General features: G+C 49.0%; 13 protein-coding genes. 2 read left to right on the top strand and 11 right to left on the bottom strand.

Going from position 1 to position 17,646, the window contains the following annotated elements:
* Window positions 1–240: 240 nt before the first annotated feature.
* The 3 genes from AC2TDN_RS25805 to AC2TDN_RS25795 form a co-directional block, all read right to left on the bottom strand.
* Window positions 241–1,548 (bottom strand): 6-phospho-beta-glucosidase, encoded by a 1,308-nt coding sequence (locus tag AC2TDN_RS25805; RefSeq protein ID WP_484690644.1) that lies wholly within the window; start codon window positions 1,546–1,548, stop codon window positions 241–243.
* Between the two features lie 77 nt (window positions 1,549–1,625).
* Window positions 1,626–2,597, bottom strand: a complete 972-nt coding sequence (locus AC2TDN_RS25800; RefSeq protein WP_484690643.1) for an N-acetylglucosamine kinase — start codon at window positions 2,595–2,597, stop codon at window positions 1,626–1,628.
* Between the two features lie 120 nt (window positions 2,598–2,717).
* Window positions 2,718–3,569: a helix-turn-helix domain-containing protein gene (locus tag AC2TDN_RS25795; RefSeq protein ID WP_482069256.1), complete on the bottom strand. Its 852-nt coding sequence runs from the start codon at window positions 3,567–3,569 to the stop codon at window positions 2,718–2,720.
* 400 nt (window positions 3,570–3,969) lie between these two features.
* On the opposite strand from AC2TDN_RS25795, the gene AC2TDN_RS25790 reads away from it, so the two are divergent.
* Window positions 3,970–4,611, top strand: a complete 642-nt coding sequence (locus AC2TDN_RS25790; protein WP_484690642.1) for a TetR/AcrR family transcriptional regulator — start codon at window positions 3,970–3,972, stop codon at window positions 4,609–4,611.
* Window positions 4,612–4,947: 336 nt separating this feature from the next.
* Window positions 4,948–5,361, top strand: a complete 414-nt coding sequence (locus AC2TDN_RS25785) for a hypothetical protein (RefSeq protein ID WP_484690641.1) — start codon at window positions 4,948–4,950, stop codon at window positions 5,359–5,361.
* A 273-nt stretch (window positions 5,362–5,634) separates the two neighbouring features.
* Here the strand turns inward: AC2TDN_RS25785 and AC2TDN_RS25780 are convergent, their stop codons facing one another.
* The 8 genes from AC2TDN_RS25780 to AC2TDN_RS25745 form a co-directional block, all read right to left on the bottom strand.
* Window positions 5,635–5,865, bottom strand: a complete 231-nt coding sequence (locus tag AC2TDN_RS25780; RefSeq protein ID WP_484690640.1) for a hypothetical protein — start codon at window positions 5,863–5,865, stop codon at window positions 5,635–5,637.
* Window positions 5,866–6,024: 159 nt separating this feature from the next.
* Complete coding sequence (gene guaA / locus AC2TDN_RS25775) at window positions 6,025–7,563, bottom strand: glutamine-hydrolyzing GMP synthase (protein WP_484690639.1); 1,539 nt, start codon at window positions 7,561–7,563, stop codon at window positions 6,025–6,027.
* 905 nt (window positions 7,564–8,468) lie between these two features.
* Window positions 8,469–11,543, bottom strand: coding sequence for a transglutaminase domain-containing protein (locus AC2TDN_RS25770; RefSeq protein ID WP_484690638.1), 3,075 nt, complete (start codon window positions 11,541–11,543; stop codon window positions 8,469–8,471).
* Entirely contained in the window at window positions 11,530–13,044 is a 1,515-nt protein-coding gene (locus AC2TDN_RS25765; RefSeq protein ID WP_484690637.1) for a DUF58 domain-containing protein, read from the bottom strand. The genes AC2TDN_RS25770 and AC2TDN_RS25765 overlap by 14 nt, the downstream gene beginning before the upstream one ends.
* Window positions 13,041–14,060, bottom strand: coding sequence for an AAA family ATPase (locus AC2TDN_RS25760; RefSeq protein ID WP_484690636.1), 1,020 nt, complete (start codon window positions 14,058–14,060; stop codon window positions 13,041–13,043). Before AC2TDN_RS25760 ends, AC2TDN_RS25765 begins: the two co-directional genes overlap by 4 nt.
* An 82-nt stretch (window positions 14,061–14,142) precedes the next feature.
* On the bottom strand, window positions 14,143–15,471 hold the full coding sequence (locus tag AC2TDN_RS25755; protein WP_484690635.1) for a polysaccharide deacetylase family protein: 1,329 nt from the start codon (window positions 15,469–15,471) through the stop codon (window positions 14,143–14,145).
* A gap of 179 nt (window positions 15,472–15,650) precedes the next feature.
* The gene (locus AC2TDN_RS25750; RefSeq protein WP_484690634.1) at window positions 15,651–15,875 is read right to left on the bottom strand and encodes an RNA 2'-phosphotransferase; all 225 of its coding nucleotides are present in this window, start codon (window positions 15,873–15,875) and stop codon (window positions 15,651–15,653) included.
* Between the two features lie 50 nt (window positions 15,876–15,925).
* The gene (locus AC2TDN_RS25745; protein ID WP_484690633.1) at window positions 15,926–17,053 is read right to left on the bottom strand and encodes a copper amine oxidase N-terminal domain-containing protein; all 1,128 of its coding nucleotides are present in this window, start codon (window positions 17,051–17,053) and stop codon (window positions 15,926–15,928) included.
* Between the last annotated feature and the right edge of the window lie 593 nt (window positions 17,054–17,646).

Genomic DNA, 17,646 nt, shown 5'->3' with positions numbered 1-17,646 from the left:
GTGATAAACTTCACCATAAAGGTGCTCCTCTCTTTTGGGTGATGTGTTCTAGACAAACACCATTCTACCAAAGATCAGGGCACTTTTTTACGTTTTTATAAGATTTCACTTTCGAAATTCAGGATAAAAAAAATTATGGATAAAGCATTTCTAAAATTTGTCTATCTAGATAAAAAAAAAAGGACGGGATTATGATCCCGCCCTTTCTATATGTGCTGTCCGAATGACAGCGAGCTTTTGTTAATTTTTGAAAAAGTTAGGCAAATACTTTTTGTTCGCCTCAAGCATTTCTTCAAGCAGCGCCTTCGCGACAGATACGCTCGGAACGAGTGGATGATGAACCAGCGCTTGCAGCGCGATTCCTCTGTCCCCGCTAATAGCCGCTTCGATCGTCAGTGCTTCGTATGTTTTAACAGCATGCATAAGACCTTTGATTTGCTCAGGAACACGCTGCAGCGGCAGTGGAATCGGACCTTGCGCCGTTACGACACAGTTAACCTCAATGCTTGCATCCTCAGGCAAGAAGTCGATAATGCTGCCGTTTCTCACGTTCAATGTCTGAATGTCCCGCTTGTCCGTGTACAAAGCATGCATCAAGTTAACAGCCGCCTCGGAATAATAAGCACCGCCGCGTTTCTCAAGCTGCTTCGGCTTCTCGCTTAGATTAACATCCTTGTACAGCTCGAACAATTCCTCTTCGACCCGGCTGACGACTTCCGCGCGCGTACCGTTTTTCTCTAGCGATTCCTTCATATCAGCCAGCATCGTGTCTGTCATGTAGAAATAACGGAGATAATACGTAGGCAGTGCGCCCAGCGAGCTTAGGAAATCCGAATCCCAGTCAAAAGCCGTTACGTTCGTAGCAGAGTAATCACGACCTCCGCCGATCATCTCTTGAAGCTTATCTTCGCCGTTTACATAGGCAGCTGTTACCCAGTGAAGATGGTTGATGCCCACGAATTCTGGCAACACTTCGCTCTCGCTGACACCGTACTCCTTAGCAAGAAACTTTTGAAAGTTAATTGGTGAATTACATAGGCCGACCGTCTTCACCTTGCTGTATTTCTGTACCGCTTCCGTCACGATACCAGCTGGGTTCGTAAAGTTAAGCATCCAAGCATCTGGCGCCAGCTCTTCAATATCTTTACAAATGTCGAGAATGACAGGCACGGTACGAAGCGCCTTGAACATGCCTCCTGGACCCGTTGTTTCCTGACCAATTACACCATGAGTAATCGGAATATGCTCATCGCGGCGTCTTGCTTCAAGAAGCCCAACCCGCATTTGCGTCGTAACGAAGTCTGCTCCAGCAATGGCTTCGCGACGGTCTAGCGTCAATTTCACTTCGATCGGCAGCCCAGCCTTCTCGACCATCCGTTTTGCAAGCTCGCCGACGATCGCCAGCTTATGGCGGCCTTCCTCGATATCAACGAGCCATAGCTCGCGAATTGGCATTTCGTTGTATTTTTTAATAAAACCTTCTACGATTTCAGGGGTATACGAGGAACCGCCGCCGATGACAGCGACCTTTAGTGGTTTTTTGGACATGTGAATAGCCTCCCTCAATGTTTTCGTAAATGTGAATGATTGCTTTGTGTTCAAGTTGGAGCGATTAATCGATTTCCTTATAACGTAATTTTTCTAAGCGCCGCATCTACTTCTTCGCTGATAACGATGCCGCTGCTATCCATCGCGCTCATAACAGCGCCAACTACTGGGTCGACGGTTAGCTTAACCGTTTTGGCATGCGGAGCAACTGCAATAACCGTCTCGTTAATGGCATCAACCATATGAGCGGTGCTGCCGCGCGACAACACGCTTCCAGTTAGAACGACATCAAACTTTTGCTGTTCCATGCCTAGTCGCTTAATCAATGCATTAACCGAGTTGCCATGCTCACGGCCAGTCTCCTGCAAAATACGGATCGCCACTGCATCGCCCTGCTCTGCTGCTTCAAACATAACTTTGGCAAGTACATGGGACGGTCGTTTACCATTTTCCAAAGCATCGTCGTACATTTCTTCAATGCTATTATAGCCAAGCCGCTGCGGGACTAGCTCGGTGAGAAGCGTCTGTTGCTCTCTGCCCTCCCAAGCACGAATAGCGCTGCGGAAGGCATGAATCGCCAGATCGGTCCCAGAGCCAAGTCCATCTCCGAACATATAACCAAAGCCGCCATATTGAAGCTCATCGCCTTGCGGGTTGCGGGCAGCTGCATTTAAGCCGGTCCCGCTTATGATAACCGCACCATACGACTGGTGAGTTCCAGCACGCATACCGATCATCGTATCGCATGCGATTGCATGATTTTTGAAGCCTAGCGAGGCAATCATCGGACGCAAAATGACATAGTCAGGCTCGCGATCCGCTCCTGCTAGTCCAAAATATGCAAAAGTCACTTGCTCCTTCGACACTCCGGCTTCTTGAAGTGCTTGATTGCAAGCATTATCAATGCTTGTCTTTGCTTCATCAAACGCCGTTTGGTGATTGCCATTCCCACCGTGCCCTCTGCCTAGCACATGACCAGTTTCGTCAACAAGCAGGGCATGCGTCTTGGTGCCTCCTGCATCTACCCCAAGAAAAATCAATTCGGTCACGCTCCTAATTTTTACTTTCGATTAAACATATGAAATTTATACGTTCTTCTATTTTAAAATAAAAAACACTGCTCCTCTAATGATAAAGAACGATGTTATGATACTATCTTACTGTTTTTTCTATTCACGCAGCTCAGAAGGCAGCTTGCCTACATGTTGTTTAAACAACCGATTAAAATTAGATAGATTACGAAATCCACATTCTGCTGCTACTTCAATAATCTTCTTGTCGGAAGATTCCAGAAGATGAGCCGCATGCGACAGGCGCAATTGAATCAAATAATCCATCGGCGAAGTTCCGACGACTTGAACGAACAGCGTGCTGAAGCGCGAGGGGCTTAAATGCGCAGCCTCCGCCAGCTCTTTAAGCGTCCACGGGTAAGAAATGTCAGCCTCAATGTCGTGCAGTACGCCTCGAATCGTTTCCATTCCACGCGCATATGGCGTTCCGGTTTCATTGTTTTTCGAAAAATAACGATTTACGAACGCAAGAAACTGCATGAGCCTTGCCCTTACGACCACTTCAAAATGAGGCTCCTTGCGCTCAAATTCAACAGCCATATCCGAAATGATGTCTCCTAGCAATGCCAGCATCGGATGGCTCCGATCAAGCACATTGTCAAACCGCAGGCCCGTTTCACGAAACGGAATGAGCAGCTCCGCATCATAACGCTGTTCTAAGGCAAGGTATGCGGAGTCAAACATGATAACATTCATCACGAGATCCTCAGCCTCGAACGCACGATGAAGGTCATTGGAACGAATAAGAACGATATCGCCTTGCTGGAAATCATACCGACTCCCGTTGATTAAATAGTAGCCGCTTCCCTTTAAAATGTAGTTTATTTCGAGCGCCAAATGCCAATGCAGCCTTTGAAAGGTAGGATTTACTCCCACAGATCGCGAGATGATAATCGGAAAAGCCTGAGGCAGCTGGATAAGGTCTTTGCTGATGGAAGGGTATAGCTTCATTTTATTTCTCCTTAAAGTTTTGCGAATGCAAAACAACTTCGTAAGCGTGTGCTTAGTTTTGCAGGATGCAAAACAGCTTCGTAAGCATGTACTTAGTTTTGCGAATGCAAAACAACTTCGTAAGCGTGTGCTTAGTTTTGCGAATGCAAAACAACTTCGTAAGCGAGTGCTTAGTTTTGCGAATGCAAAACAACTTCGTGAGCGTGTGCTTAGTTTTGCAGGATGCAAAACAACTTCGAGAGCATGTGCTTAGTTTTGCTTAATGCAAACTAAAACTACTTTTTAACTATATGCTTGATATAAATTATAGCAGATGGTGAAAAATTGACAACATATGTAAGAGGTGATATTTTGTAACCTACGGTTAGTTACCAGTGGTTATAGTTCAAGAAAAGGAGGAATGGTCATCGTTTCCAAAAAAGAAATGCGATCAGAGGAAACAAAACGCTCGATTATCGCAGCTGCCGAGAAGCTGTTCCGCGAGCGAGGCTACGAGTCCGTTGCGATCAGGGAAATCGCCAAGGAGGCGGGCTGCTCGCACATGACGATCTATATTTATTTTCAGGATAAAGAAGCTCTGCTTCACGCGCTGTCCATACAGCCCTTGCAGCAGCTTGAAGCGAAGCTGGACGCACTCGCTGAGGATGTATTTTTGTCCTCCGACGATAAGCTTCAGCGCGTGAGCGAGCAATTCATAACGTTCTGCTTGGAAAATAGGAGCATGTATGCTATTTTTTTCGAGGCAAAGCCCCCCCGCGCGGATGCAACTGAGCCAGAGCTTGAAATCAATCGGTTACGCACCAAAATGTTCGACATGATTATACAGCATCTGAAAACCAATCTTAATCTATCAGAAGGAGAACAGCTGCTTAGCTGCTCACACATTTATTTCTATATGCTTCGCGGTATTGTAGGTACATATGCATTGTCGGAGGAGAGCGTCGATTCCATTATGAGCCGACTCTTGCCTACCTTCCACGCTGCTTTTGATTCGCTGCTGCTGGGATTTTGTATGCAGCTTCAAGTAAGGAGGGACGCATGAGGGACACAGAAGTGAGTTTAAAGTGAAATACAAGTGAAGCACAAGTGAACATAAGGGCATAATACATTTTTGCGTCGAAGCGACTTGGGGTCGTCGATGACTTACTTTCTGTATCTTATTTTGTTGCCCACTATTTAGAATATAATTATCGCATCCCGAAAATAAAGCTAATACTGTCGATCTATTCACGCCACTCCAGTTCAACAGGTAAAAATGGGAGTCGCTATATGTACCGATGTTAGTCACCCTCCCCTTAGTATATATTTTTAGAGGTCGGGTGAATGTTTTACTTGTTTTGTGACAAGTTGGGCATTTTACTTTCTGAGGTGAAAATCAATGACTAAATTAATTACAATTTTTGTTTCAATTTTATTTCTGTCTTTGAATTTAGGTGGCATAGTTCATGCAAAGGAACAACCGCCTTTAATGAGCATTATTAAAACCATTCCTTCTCCTGAGAGTAATTGGGTATATATTCCTGAGGGTGATGGAGAAATGATAATAAATGTATCCACCGCTTATGCAAATACTTTTAAAGTATGGAGAGTTCCAACTGGAACACAACAATGGGAAAATCGAGCCCTGATTTGTGAAGAAAGAGGAAACGAAGATGACTGGACTTGCATCTGGAGATATACCAAAGACGATAATATTCATGACCATTTCGTTGTTGAAGTTTCAGGAGAAGGTGGGAGTGCTACGGATAGTATCAATGTGACTCGTAGACACGCAATAGACCATCCTCAATAGTCATTATGTGGGGAAGAAAAGCACCGACCAAACTAATGGTGGTGCTTGAACTTTCATCTTATCGAATTAGCAATCTCCACTAAATCATCAGCTGTTACCTTACCCTCAACACGTTTATCAATTGACAAAATATATTGCCAACCATCTTTTTCAAAACTCAATACTTTAAAGGCTGGATGTCTATTACTCAATGTAGCGAAGGATTTACCCATACCATGTAATGTTTATTAGAACCTTGAAACTCATTATGATACTCAATTTCAAAATGGTCGTTTACACCACCATGTTGATTACATCTTGCCAAATGGTGAGTAAACGGAATTGGTGGCAACTTAATGGCAATTTAATCTTTCTTTTGAAGTGACTATTACATTCGCCTAATGCATCTTCAACTGATTTATAGCTATTTTCAAAGTACATCTTTTCAAAAGGCACACGCTCGTCACTTGTTGGCTTTTCGTTATAGGCATATGTAGTTGAGCCAATCATATTGATTTTAGTCATAAAAAATACTCCCTTCTATTTGCTAAACTAACGCAGATAAAAGAGAGTAATTTTTTGCACTCTATTGTTGCAGGTGTACGTGGAATATCAATTCGTCAACGCCGTCAACCCTTATGTATCAAGGCTTCCGAGCGATTGACGACATTAAATATTTCCAGCCTATTCCCACTCGATTGTAGCAGGCGGTTTCGACGTAACGTCATAGACGATACGGTTAACGTTGTCTACTTCGTTTACAATACGCACCGAAATTTTCTCAAGCACATCCCAAGGGATACGCGCCCAGTCAGCTGTCATGCCGTCGATTGAAGTAACCGCGCGGATGCCGACTGTGTACGAGTACGTACGAGCATCGCCCATAACGCCTACGCTCTTCATATTCGGAAGCGCAGTGAAGTATTGCCAAATTTCACGATCAAGTCCTGCTTTAGCAATTTCTTCACGTAGAATCGCATCGGATTCGCGGACAATCAAAAGCTTGTCCTCCGTTACTTCGCCTAGGACGCGAATGGCAAGACCCGGGCCTGGGAATGGCTGACGCCATACGATTGCTTCCGGCAGTCCGCATTCTTCGCCGACTTTACGAACCTCATCCTTGAACAGCGCTTTAAGAGGCTCAATAAGCTTAAACTTAATATCCTCTGGCAAGCCGCCAACGTTGTGGTGAGATTTGATCGTTTGCGCCGTAGCCGTACCGCTCTCAACGATATCCGTGTAAAGCGTGCCTTGCGCCAAATATTCAAAGTCATCCAACTTATCCGACTCTTCCTGGAATACGTAAATAAACTCGTTGCCGATAATTTTACGTTTTTGCTCAGGATCTTCTACACCTTTCAGCTTGCCAAGGAAACGCTCCTGCGCATCGATTTTAAGAACCTTCATATCGAATTTGCCTACAAATGTTTCCATAACGCCTTCGGCTTCACCCTTACGAAGCATACCGTGGTCGATAAACATACAAGTAAGCTGGTCGCCGATCGCTTTGTGAAGAAGAATCGCTACAACGGAAGAATCTACGCCGCCTGAAAGCGCACATAGTACTTTTTTATCGCCAACCTCGTTGCGGATATCGCGAATAGCATCTTCAATAAACGACTCCATCGTCCAAGTGCCGTCGCAATCACAAATGTTGTAAAGGAAATTACGGATCATCTCATTGCCGAATTCGGAGTGACGAACCTCCGGGTGAAATTGTACAGCGTAGAACTCGCGATCCGGATGGCTCATTGCCGCAACAGGAGCATGCTCCGTGCTTGCTTCAACCTGGAAGCCTGCAGGCAGCTCAACGACATGGTCGCCGTGGCTCATCCAAACGGATTGAACCTTATCTAGACCAAATCCGATGCGAGAGCCTTCTATAAATTCTACCTCGGCTTTGCCGTACTCGCGTTTGCCCGCGCGCTCAACTTTACCGCTGAGCTGGTGCGACATAAGCTGCATACCGTAGCAAATACCGAAAATCGGAATGTTCAAATCATAAATAGCCGGGTCTACCATTGGTGAATTTTCTTCATAAACGCTGGCCGGTCCTCCCGAGAACACGATGCCTTTCGGCTGCAATTCGCGGATCCGTTCTACCGACGTGTTGTAAGGCAGCAGCTCGCTGTATACGCCCAAATCACGAATACGGCGTGCTATCAGTTGGTTGTATTGTCCTCCAAAATCAAGAACAACGATGATTTCATTTTGCTTAGTCATTACCGAGCCTCCCTCAAATTATGTAGTAATTATATATAAGGCTGTTTAAGCGAGTCAAGGCGATCAGCGTGACAATTCATAGAAGATACGGTGACGGAAAGCCTGCAAGGCGGTAAAATCGTATGATCAGCATCGTTTTGACCAAAATATTGAAGCGCTTCACGCGATGAAGACTTGCAAATGCGTCTCACAAGGCTAGGCAATGTTAAACTTTTATGTAGTTCGGTTATGTGCGCTTTCATGAGAGTTGTATATGTAGCAAGTTTAGTTCTGCAAGAGTTGAGTTGGTGATGTGCAGCCAGATTTGTGTAGCAAAAGTTGAGTTGGTGATCTGTAGCCAAACTAGTATCTCGAGAGCAGGGTTGGAGCTAGTTTGTAAATGCAGATTAGCATATTATGAGCTGAGTTAGTGATGTGTAGCCAGATGTATCGCGAGAGCTGAGTTGGTGATGTGTAGCCTGATTTGTTTAGAAAAAGCTGAATTGGAGCTTCTTTTTCTATCTTCAAGATTAATTAACAACCAGGAAAATTGAATTAACAGGAAAAAATACCTCTAATTTTCCGAATTTAGGGGTAAATTCCTGTTTAACTGGAATTCCTCCCGTTAATTTAGCAATTCATGCATCAAACGACGAGAATTCGAGAAATTAACGGGAGAAAATCCTGTTATTGCTGTCAAACTGCTTACTGAGAGAATATTAGCAGGAGCTTTTCCAGCTAAATCGAGTAACGCAGCTCTTTTGCTGACATCCTATTTTAGCGAGTACGATGCTGTATATATATACGATACGCTACTGTCGAATATGGAATAGATCGTTTCGTTGCGTCATAGGACAGAAGCTCATTATTGTTAGGGAAGATCTATATAGTGAAAACACATTTAATCTTCCCGATCGGCTATATGTCTAATCGTTATTATGAGCTTTGACATCGAAGATCCGCTTCTTCCGCTCCTTTTTCTGCTTCGCGGCAGGGCCCTTCGATTTGTGAGCGGGCTGTTTGTCCAGCACGCGCAAAACGGTTCGCAGGGCGGCTGGCATCGGCGCTCCCGGCCACGGTCCTGGCGCTGCGAAGTGCGCCTCCTCGATCCAGCTCGTAAGCTGGCGAAGCGCGTCTTGCTGCTCCGCCGCGAGCGCCGGTTCAGCGGCGATCGCGTATTCACGCGCGGTCTGTCCCTGCGCGTGCTCGCCGAAGCGGCGATGCAGCAGCGGCGCCAGTGCAGCGGCGACGTCAATAAAGCTTTCGCGCAGCCGCTCGTCTGTCGCTCGCTGCGCGGCAGTTTGACCGCGCCCGCGTGCTTTGCCGCGGCGCGACAGAGCTTGATCCGTCACAGGTTCTTGTGACGGATAGGGCGCGGCTGCGCCGGCGAGCTTCGCGATGCCGGCGTAGGCCGCGCCATAGCGGCGCAGCGCCAGCGCCAGGCGAAGCCGCTGGTGCTGCGCCGCAGCAATGGCCGCGGCTGCGAGCGCTAGCGCCGCCGCGCCTGCGGCAGCTACAGCGGCGGGCGATGCCGCCGCTGCGCCCTTGGCGGCGCGTTGCGCCGCCTGCGCGAGGGCGTCTGCCCCTCGCGCCACGGCAGAGGCGGCTTGCTCTGCCGCCGCCTCCACCCATGCTAAGCTCGCCCCGCTAAGACCCAAGGCTTCGCTGCCAACGCCGCTCGCCATCGCTGCTCCCATCGTGGGAGCAGCGAGCGCGCCGCCCGCAGAACTGGCGGACGCGACATTCACTACGCCGTTAAATCCTGGCGTCGGATCAAAGGGCACCCAGCCTGCGCCTGGGAAATACACCTCGACCCATGCATGGGCGTCAGAGCCTTTTACCTCATAGTTCACCAGCTCTTCACTATCCGAGTCATTATTCTTACCCGTGGAGCTTCCCGCGCCAAGCGCACCGCTGCCCACGCTCGCTTCATTTGACGTCACCATGCCCTGTCCAACCTGACCCAAGCCCGCTTCATCCGATTTCTCCTTGCTCTGTCTATCCTGACCCAAGCCAGCTTCATCCGAACTCACTTTGCCCAGTCCATCCTGACCCAAGCCCGCTTCATCCGAACTCACTTTGCCCAGTCCATCCTGATCCAAGCCCGCTTCGTCCGAACTCGCTTTGCCCAGTCTATCCTGACCAAAGCCCGCTTCATCCGAACTCACCTTGCCCAGCGCATTCTCACTCGCGCTTGCTCCTGCAGTGTTTTCCCCATCCAGCATGCTGCTGCCTGAGCTTGTGCTAACAGGAGTGCCGGAAGTAAAGCCCTTCACCCACCTAGCGGGGATGCCCTGCGAGCGAAGCAGCACGACCATCGCCGTAGAGAAATGCACGCAGTAGCCCTCGCGCTGTTCAAAAAGAAAATGATCAACAAAATCGCTGCCCTCCGGCGGCGTTGTACTGCCTTGTAACGTATAGGTATAGCTCCCCTTCAGAAAATCCTCTATCGCTTTTACCTGATCATAACGACCCGTAACCCCGCCGCCTGCTACCTCTGCGGCTAACGCGGTTACTCGGCTTGGAAGCGATGAGGGCAGCTGCAAATAAGGCTCAAGCTCAGCTTCCGATAAGCTGGAAGCCTCCGAAGCTATACTCCCTTCGCCCAAAACCACTTCTCCGTCCGAATGGCTTAATGCGCGCAGCTGCCCCTCATCTGTGATCGACAGCACGCTTTCTACCGTATATCGCTCTATCTTCGCCGTATCCGACTGCGGGTATAAAGAGCTCTTCTTATCATTGTATACATAGCTTCCCAGTTTATGGCGAGGATCGGCAGCAACAAGCTCGTTTACGTGACCGAACAAGCCGGATGTAAAGAGAGGCATCCCTGCTGTCGGCTTAGTCCAAACGACTGTTTGCTGTATGACCGGGCCGAGCTGATTGCTTCCTGCATCCTTCGCTGCCTGAGCCAACGCCGCAACATCTGAGCCGCGAATCGGCAGCAGCACGGGATTGCTAACCGTATTTTTCCAGCCGCGCCCATCATATAAAATCTTCGATTCTCCGCGCCAATAAGCTTTGACAGAGGAGCTTCCCGTAAATATTACGCTATTGTCCTTCTGTACGGGTGCCCCCAGCTCACTATCGTCAAATCCATAGCCTGTAAATGCTCCGCCAAACTGATCGAAGCCGGTTTGACCCATAACCGTAACCGAGCCCTTCTGCTGACCTAGTGATTGAACAGCTTGCTCAATTCGATCGTTGAAGATGTTCGTCCAGCTTGCAGGAGGCATAGAGGCTTCACGGCCGCTTGCAAACAGCAAGCCGCAGCCCAGTATAATCAGTACGACAAATACCGATCCTGTCAGCCAGCGCATATCAAGCCCCTTTAGCTTGCCTATGCCACTGTCAATAATCCTTTGAACACGTGGAACGGAGACAATCGCGCCAAGCAGAAGCCCTTCTGCAACGGTACGCATCAAGCCGCCCATCACATCATGACCGAGCCATACATGAAGCGTTATTAAATAAACGAGAGTGATGCAGGCGATACCGAGCGCTGTCTGACGCATCCAGAGCAGCGCCTGCAAGGCTGGAGCAAGCATCGCCCAGCCGATAAACAGCAGCAGCGTTCGAAGCTCTCCAGACATAACCCATAGCCCATTTTCCACTAACAGCATAATATGATCCTTTAACAGCACCGGAAATCCGAGAAGCCATTGCAGGCTGCTCTGATCAGCACCCTTATAAAGCCACATGAGACTTAGCACGCACAATATGACATTCAGCGGAAGGGTAACCGCAAGCGGCATTCGAAACAATCCCGCGAGCATGACGATACCGATCACAAGCAGCAGCGGCCCTGGGTTATATATGTTCGACCATGTGCCAGCATTCATCCATGGCAGCAGCCATTCCGCTAGCAAGCCGAAAAGAAGCAGGCTTGTGATCAAGCGGTAGCCGAATGATTCCTCCTCCGCATCGCGGCGTGTCAGCTTACCTCCATCCTGCAGTCCTTTTTCCGCGCGGTCCGCAATAAAGCTTTTATGCAAGCTCATCAACAGCCCCTCCTTCCTCTGCCTCGGCATAAGGAAGTGCATCCATGCCCGCAGGAACATGCAGCCACGTCACTTTGACGCCGCCGCATTCCAGCCACTTCTGCTGCTCTCGCATAGCGAAGGAAGGCACGCTCGCTCGCGTAACGATAAATAGCTCCAGCCTGCAGCCTTGCTCCGCAGCATACCCGGCCAGCTCGCCCCAGCTCCGACCGCCTCTCCAATCGGCGGTGAATACGAGTATCGTGCCGCCTCGATGAAGCGGATTCGATCCTTTGACAAAGCTTCCTGCCAGCGAGCCCTTTCCATCCGCACGAAGCAAAGCCATAGCATGCAGCATATTTGTCAAGCCAGTCTGCGATTCTCCGTCCGAAGAGGAATGCAAAGCAGCCTGACCCTGTCCAAGGAGCAGCGTAATGGCACTTCCGAAAGAAGCAGCTTGTGAAATGGCAAGCGCAGACCAACCTACACAAGCGTCAAACAGCCGATCATCGCTCTCGTATGCAGAGGCGAGCGTATCAACTGCGATGATCGTTTTGACAGGCTGCTCCTGCGAATAAACTTTCGTTTGAAGCCCCCGGCCTTTGGCCGCGCTGCGCCAGTCCAAGTGCCGCAAGGAATCACCCTCGCGATAGGGACGGCTATCCGGCCCGATCCCCGCTGCTTTTACCGCTGCTTCAATTTCCTCCCGTCCCGCTTCTCCGCGAGGGTCCATAGCTCTGCTGACGACCAGCGAAGGCGCTGAATGAGCCGCAGCACCGAAGGAACGCTCTGGTCGATACACAGTATCCACCGTTGGCAGACCCGGCAAAACAACAAACTCCGCCCTCGCTTCAATTCGTTTATGAATAGCCGTGAGTCCAAGCCAGTCTCCTACAGTAACGGTTACATGCTCGAAGGGATGCCTCCCGCGCCGCAAATTATTCAGCGTGTAGCTGAAGCTTGTTTCTTTGCGAAGCAGCGGAGTGAACACCGAACGAACGCTTATTTTGCGATTGGCAGACGAGCTTTCGTTAACCGCCTGTTCGCGTACCGCTAACCAAACGAAAGGAACGAGATAGGATCTCCTGATCGTTAAACGAATCGTCAGTTGCCCGCCGTCTCGCGGTTCTCCTCGAGGCATCGACCGATAGGCGCTTAAACCAGCCGCACCCATTGCCGGCGCTATCCCGCTAACGACGATAATCATACTGAGTACCGCCGCCATAAACCACTCCACCGCGCCACCCCGCAGTACTACGGCTGCCAAGCTTCCTGCCCAGCCAATTGCGATGATCCCCCAAGCGATCCACCTTGTACGGTAAGCACCTGCAAGCTCCCCATACTCCAGCTTCGCTCGCTCAACCTTTTTCACTTGCTCCGCAGCCGCCTTTTGTCCGTTGACAACATAGCTATCTCCTGCGCGCTGTTCTGTATTTAAATGCTCTTGTGAGTATAGGCTCTCGGTCACATCTGTCTCCTGCATCTCTTCCGTCAATCTACCATCCTGAAAAGGTGCATTCATCTTCGCTTCCCGCTTCCTGCAGCAGCCGGCATTTTGCATTCGCGAATCGTCCTGCTAATGACGGCAGCAGCATCGCTGCCACTGGCATGGGCATTGAAACGAAGCGATAATCGATGCGGCAGCACAGCATCCGCCGTCGCCAGCAAATCATCAGGAACCGCATAGCCGCGGCCCTCCATATAGGCATTGGCCTGTGATGCCCGCAGCCAGTCGCGCAGCGCGCGCGGACTTAGCCCCAGCATGACCTCCGGCGCGCGGCGTGTCGCATCTGCCACCTGCACCATATATTCAAGCAGCGTCGGATGCATATGCGTCTGACGCGCTTCCGCCTGCATTTGCAGCCATTCCTCCGTTGCAATGACGGGACGGAGCCGTTCCGGCTCGATCCGATTGCCGTCTGCGTACTGCGCAAGCATCCGCTTCTCTTCTGCGGAGCCAGGATATCCAATCGTCAGACGCATCATAAACCGGTCCAGCTGCGCTTCCGGCAGCGTATTTGTTCCCTCGAAGCTAAGCGGGTTTTGCGTCGCGATCAGCATGAAAGGAACGGGCAGCTTGCGGGTTTTGCCTTCCACCGTAACACGTCTCTCCTCCATCGCCTCGAGCAGTGCAGACTGCGTGCGCGGCGACGTACGGTTAATCTCGTCGGCAAGCACCACGTTGCCCATAATCGGCCCAGGCCGATAGACAAGCTCGCTTGTCCGCGCATCCAATACGACTCCGCCAACGATGTCAGCCGGGAGCATGTCGGACGTAAACTGAATTCTTTTAAAATCGCCGCCTACCGCTCTCGCGAACGCCTGCGCAAGCAGCGTTTTGCCAACGCCTGGCACATCCTCTAGCAGTACATGTCCGCCTGCCAGAAGAGCCGTTAACGTATTTCGAATGACCTGCTGCTTCCCTAGCAGCACGCTCTCTACCTTTACTAGCAATCGATGCAGCAGCACCTGCGGCGCTTCCGGCCAGTGACTATAACGATCCTCTTTCGCTTCATCTGAAAATTGGGGAGAAATCATCGTATAAATCGCCTCCTGAAAAATAAATCTATCTATTTTTCAGTGTCCCCAGCTTTCTCTCTCTTTAGACCTGCTAGAAGCGCTATGTTTGTTCTGTTACCCAAATTTCGCGCTGCCGATCGTTATAAATGTATTTCGTAATCTCCATTCCGAATTTTTGCAGCGTCGATCGCACCGGGACAACAATTTCGTCTGTTTGTTCAGTTGACGTTTGGTTAGCCTGGCTTGGCAAAGCTAGCAAGCGATTGCCATCGACATAGGCTTCAATCGCGCCGTGTTCCATATCGAATTCCACGTTGCCATAAACCCACTCCGTCAGCTTAAACAGCGATACCTCAATGGAGCCGTCTCTTAAAACATAATCCTTCGCATCAAGCGTCAAACTTTCCTGACCGCGGTGCAAAATAAGGCTCGGCGCATTATTTTTCGTCTGCGCAAGCAAGACGCTTTGGCCCAGCTTCTCTGAAAATTGAACCAGCTTTGCCTTCTCCAGCTTGGTCGCCTGTACCCTGGTCCATTTCAGCTTCTTGGCAACCTTGAATTGAATGGGCTCTATTTGATCCGTTAACTTTGCAAATGCATAGCCTTTGCTTCTGTAATATTTAATAATGTCCGGCAGCGCCTTAACCGACTCCGTATGTCCCGCGCTGTCATGAAGCAGCACATTAAGCGTATGGGCAAGCTTGGAGCTCTTAATCGTGGTCAAAATCTCGGAGGCAGGCACGCCTATCCGCTTCGAATCCCCGCTGTCCACATTCCAGTCATGCACCTGATAGCCTGCTGCGGCCATCGCATCAAAGTAGCTCTGGTCAAAATTGGTGTACGTACCGCCCGGCGCCCGAACCAGCGTCGTTCTTATGCCGGTTGTACGGTAAATCGCCTCGTCGGTTTTCATGATCTGCTCCGCAAACTCGGCAAAACCTCCGTACAATCGCTCATATTTATGATTAAATGTATGATTGCCGACCGAATGGCCTTCTTCAATAATTCGCTTTGCGATTTTCGGCTGCTGCAGTACATGCTCGCCCAGCATAAAAAACGTCGCCGAAATCCCTTCCTTCTTCAATATATCAAGTACTTGCTCCGTATTTTCACTTGGACCGTCATCGAACGTTAAATACAAAATCTTCTGATTGGGATGATCGATCGGCGCTGCCTCTTCTCTACCATTTTGAGGAGCTGCCGCAGATGGTTCAGCCTTTCCGCTCTGCTGCTTCACATCGTTTTCATAGGAGGTTTGCTTAGCTAGAAACGGCTTGGCTGCATAAAAAGTAGCGGGCGCTGCTGCTTCACTTGCCTGCACGATGTCCCGCTCTCTTGCTGCCTCGCCCTTGTACGCAGTAAAGCACCCCATCTCAAAGCCAAACCATACGACCAAAACGCAGATCGTCGCAAGCAACACACGCCGCATTCACTCTGCCACCCTTCTCTACCTATGAAATCATTCTGATAGAGTATATGAGCAGCTTCTCTAGTAAATGACTAGGCCCCTAGCTTTCTACATAAAAAAAAGCCAATAACGGCTGTTGACCGTCATTAGCTTCCTTATCTGATTTATGCTCGATCTTCGATCCTCGATTCCAACCGGACTTACATTTCTTCATCGATTAAAATATAAGCTGCAGGTATGAAGTCAGCCAACCACACAACCTCATCCCCTTCATAAAATGCAACATCATCCCTCCACGCTAGCTCCGCTTCGATGCGAAGCAGCACCGGCTTTATGTCTTTTCGTCTTCCCACATTCAATTCGGTAGCCGCCTCGACAGAGAGATGTACATTTTGCCTGGACATCGGCTTTAAGCCTTGCTCCATTCAAAAACATCCCTGCCAGCACATTATGGACGTTAGGAATGAATCCTTGCCTATTCAGAAATCTTTAGACTATACGTATTATTATCTTTATCATATGGGAATTCATTTTTGAATAAAAGCTTATCGCCTTCTCGTTTGATAAATCTCAGAAAATCACCAATATAAGGCATAGCGTTCGATTCCACGTAATCCTGCTGCTTCGCTTCAAGCAGCTCTTTGTAGAGAACGGTAACGGTCTCTGTATCTCTATCAACCAGCTTCAGTATTCCACTCTTGTTGGCGCGCAGCAGGAACACATCCTTATCGAAATACTCGACAAAATAATTGTCATCTTCTCCGCCTAGCTTCACTAAATCGATCGTTTCAACTACTTCCCCGGTACCGTCCTCGATCAGTCGCAGCGTTTTCCCATCTAACAATAGCAATTGACCGTCTGCTTGTGTAACATTTAGCTCAAACCGATTCCAATAATATACGCTGGATTGCTGGATCAACTTTTCATCCTTAATCACGAGCTTGAATAGTTGACTATTTAAATGCGGCTCACCATAATAATCGGATAAATTTACAATTAGTAAACCACCATCCGTCTTTTGAAAATCGGTATACAAATGCTCTCTAATCGGAATTCCTAGCTTTGCAAGCTGACGCTGTACACCTTTGCTGTCTGTTACGTAGACATCACCGCTCTTGCCTTCTATGGCATATTTCATCCCCTCATGGGCAAATTCGTATTTTTTGAACGTTTGCAGATGATCAGCTTTGAACGTCTTAGTGCCTGCATCCCATGTTATGTTTTTACCGTTAAGCGCACTAACAACAAATCGGGCTGGCAAATAAAGTGCTTTGTCGAAAAGGAATGGCGCCCCGTCAAGCTTAATCATTTTCCCGTCCAGCATAGCAGTAGAGCTTCCCACCCGAACGGCAAATAATTTCTTCCAGCCGTTGAATTGAGCCCGTTTGCCTGTAGAGTCCCAGCTCAGCTCCAGTCGCGACTGATTGATTACGCTAGTCATCGGAATGAACGTGATCCCGTTCTTCACAAGGGCTGTCCCAGCAATGCTCCCAGTCCTGCCGTCATCCCAGCTGAGCTGATATTTTGCCTGTGCCGCCGCACCAGCTGTAGTAGGAAGGACAAGTAATAATGCCAGAATTAAAGTCGTAATTCCCCATTTCATTATCAAACATCTCCTCTACTTCAATTAATTGGATTTCACAACTCTTAATAACGCCCATTCTAAGGTAAAAGTTGCGATGCCAAAAAGCGCCCCTGCCACTCGAAGGATACTGAAAGACTAGCTGTTAAATCACATAAATCTCGCAGGGAAGCGAGTGGGTTCTGCACATTAGAAACGTCCTCAAACCAGTACCGGTTAAACAGAATTAACAGGAAAATGTCCATCTAATTGGCCCATATAGCTATGAATAAATCATTTAACTGGAAAACCTCCCGCTAAATGGAGCACTCTCACCCAAATTGGCTAAAAAACGAAAAATTAACAGGAGAAATTCCATCTAAAGCATATTTTTGCCTTATATTTCTGGAATTAACGGGAGTTTTTCCCGTTAATCTCACTGTTTAAAGCACATTCGGCAGTTGGGCAAGCGGGTTGGTGGTTGGGGGTGGGGTTGGGGTTGGGGTTGGGGTTGGGGTTGGGGTTGGGGTTGGGGTTGGGGTTGGGGTTGGGGTTGGGGTTGGGGTTGGGGTTGGGGTTGGCGGTTGGCGGTTGGGGTTGGGGTTGGGGTTGAGGTTGGGGTTGGGGTTGGGGTT

The organism is Paenibacillus sp. Y660 (assembly GCF_057221575.1).
Note: the sequence above shows the minus strand (reverse complement) of the source record. Positions and strands in the feature narration are given on the sequence as shown.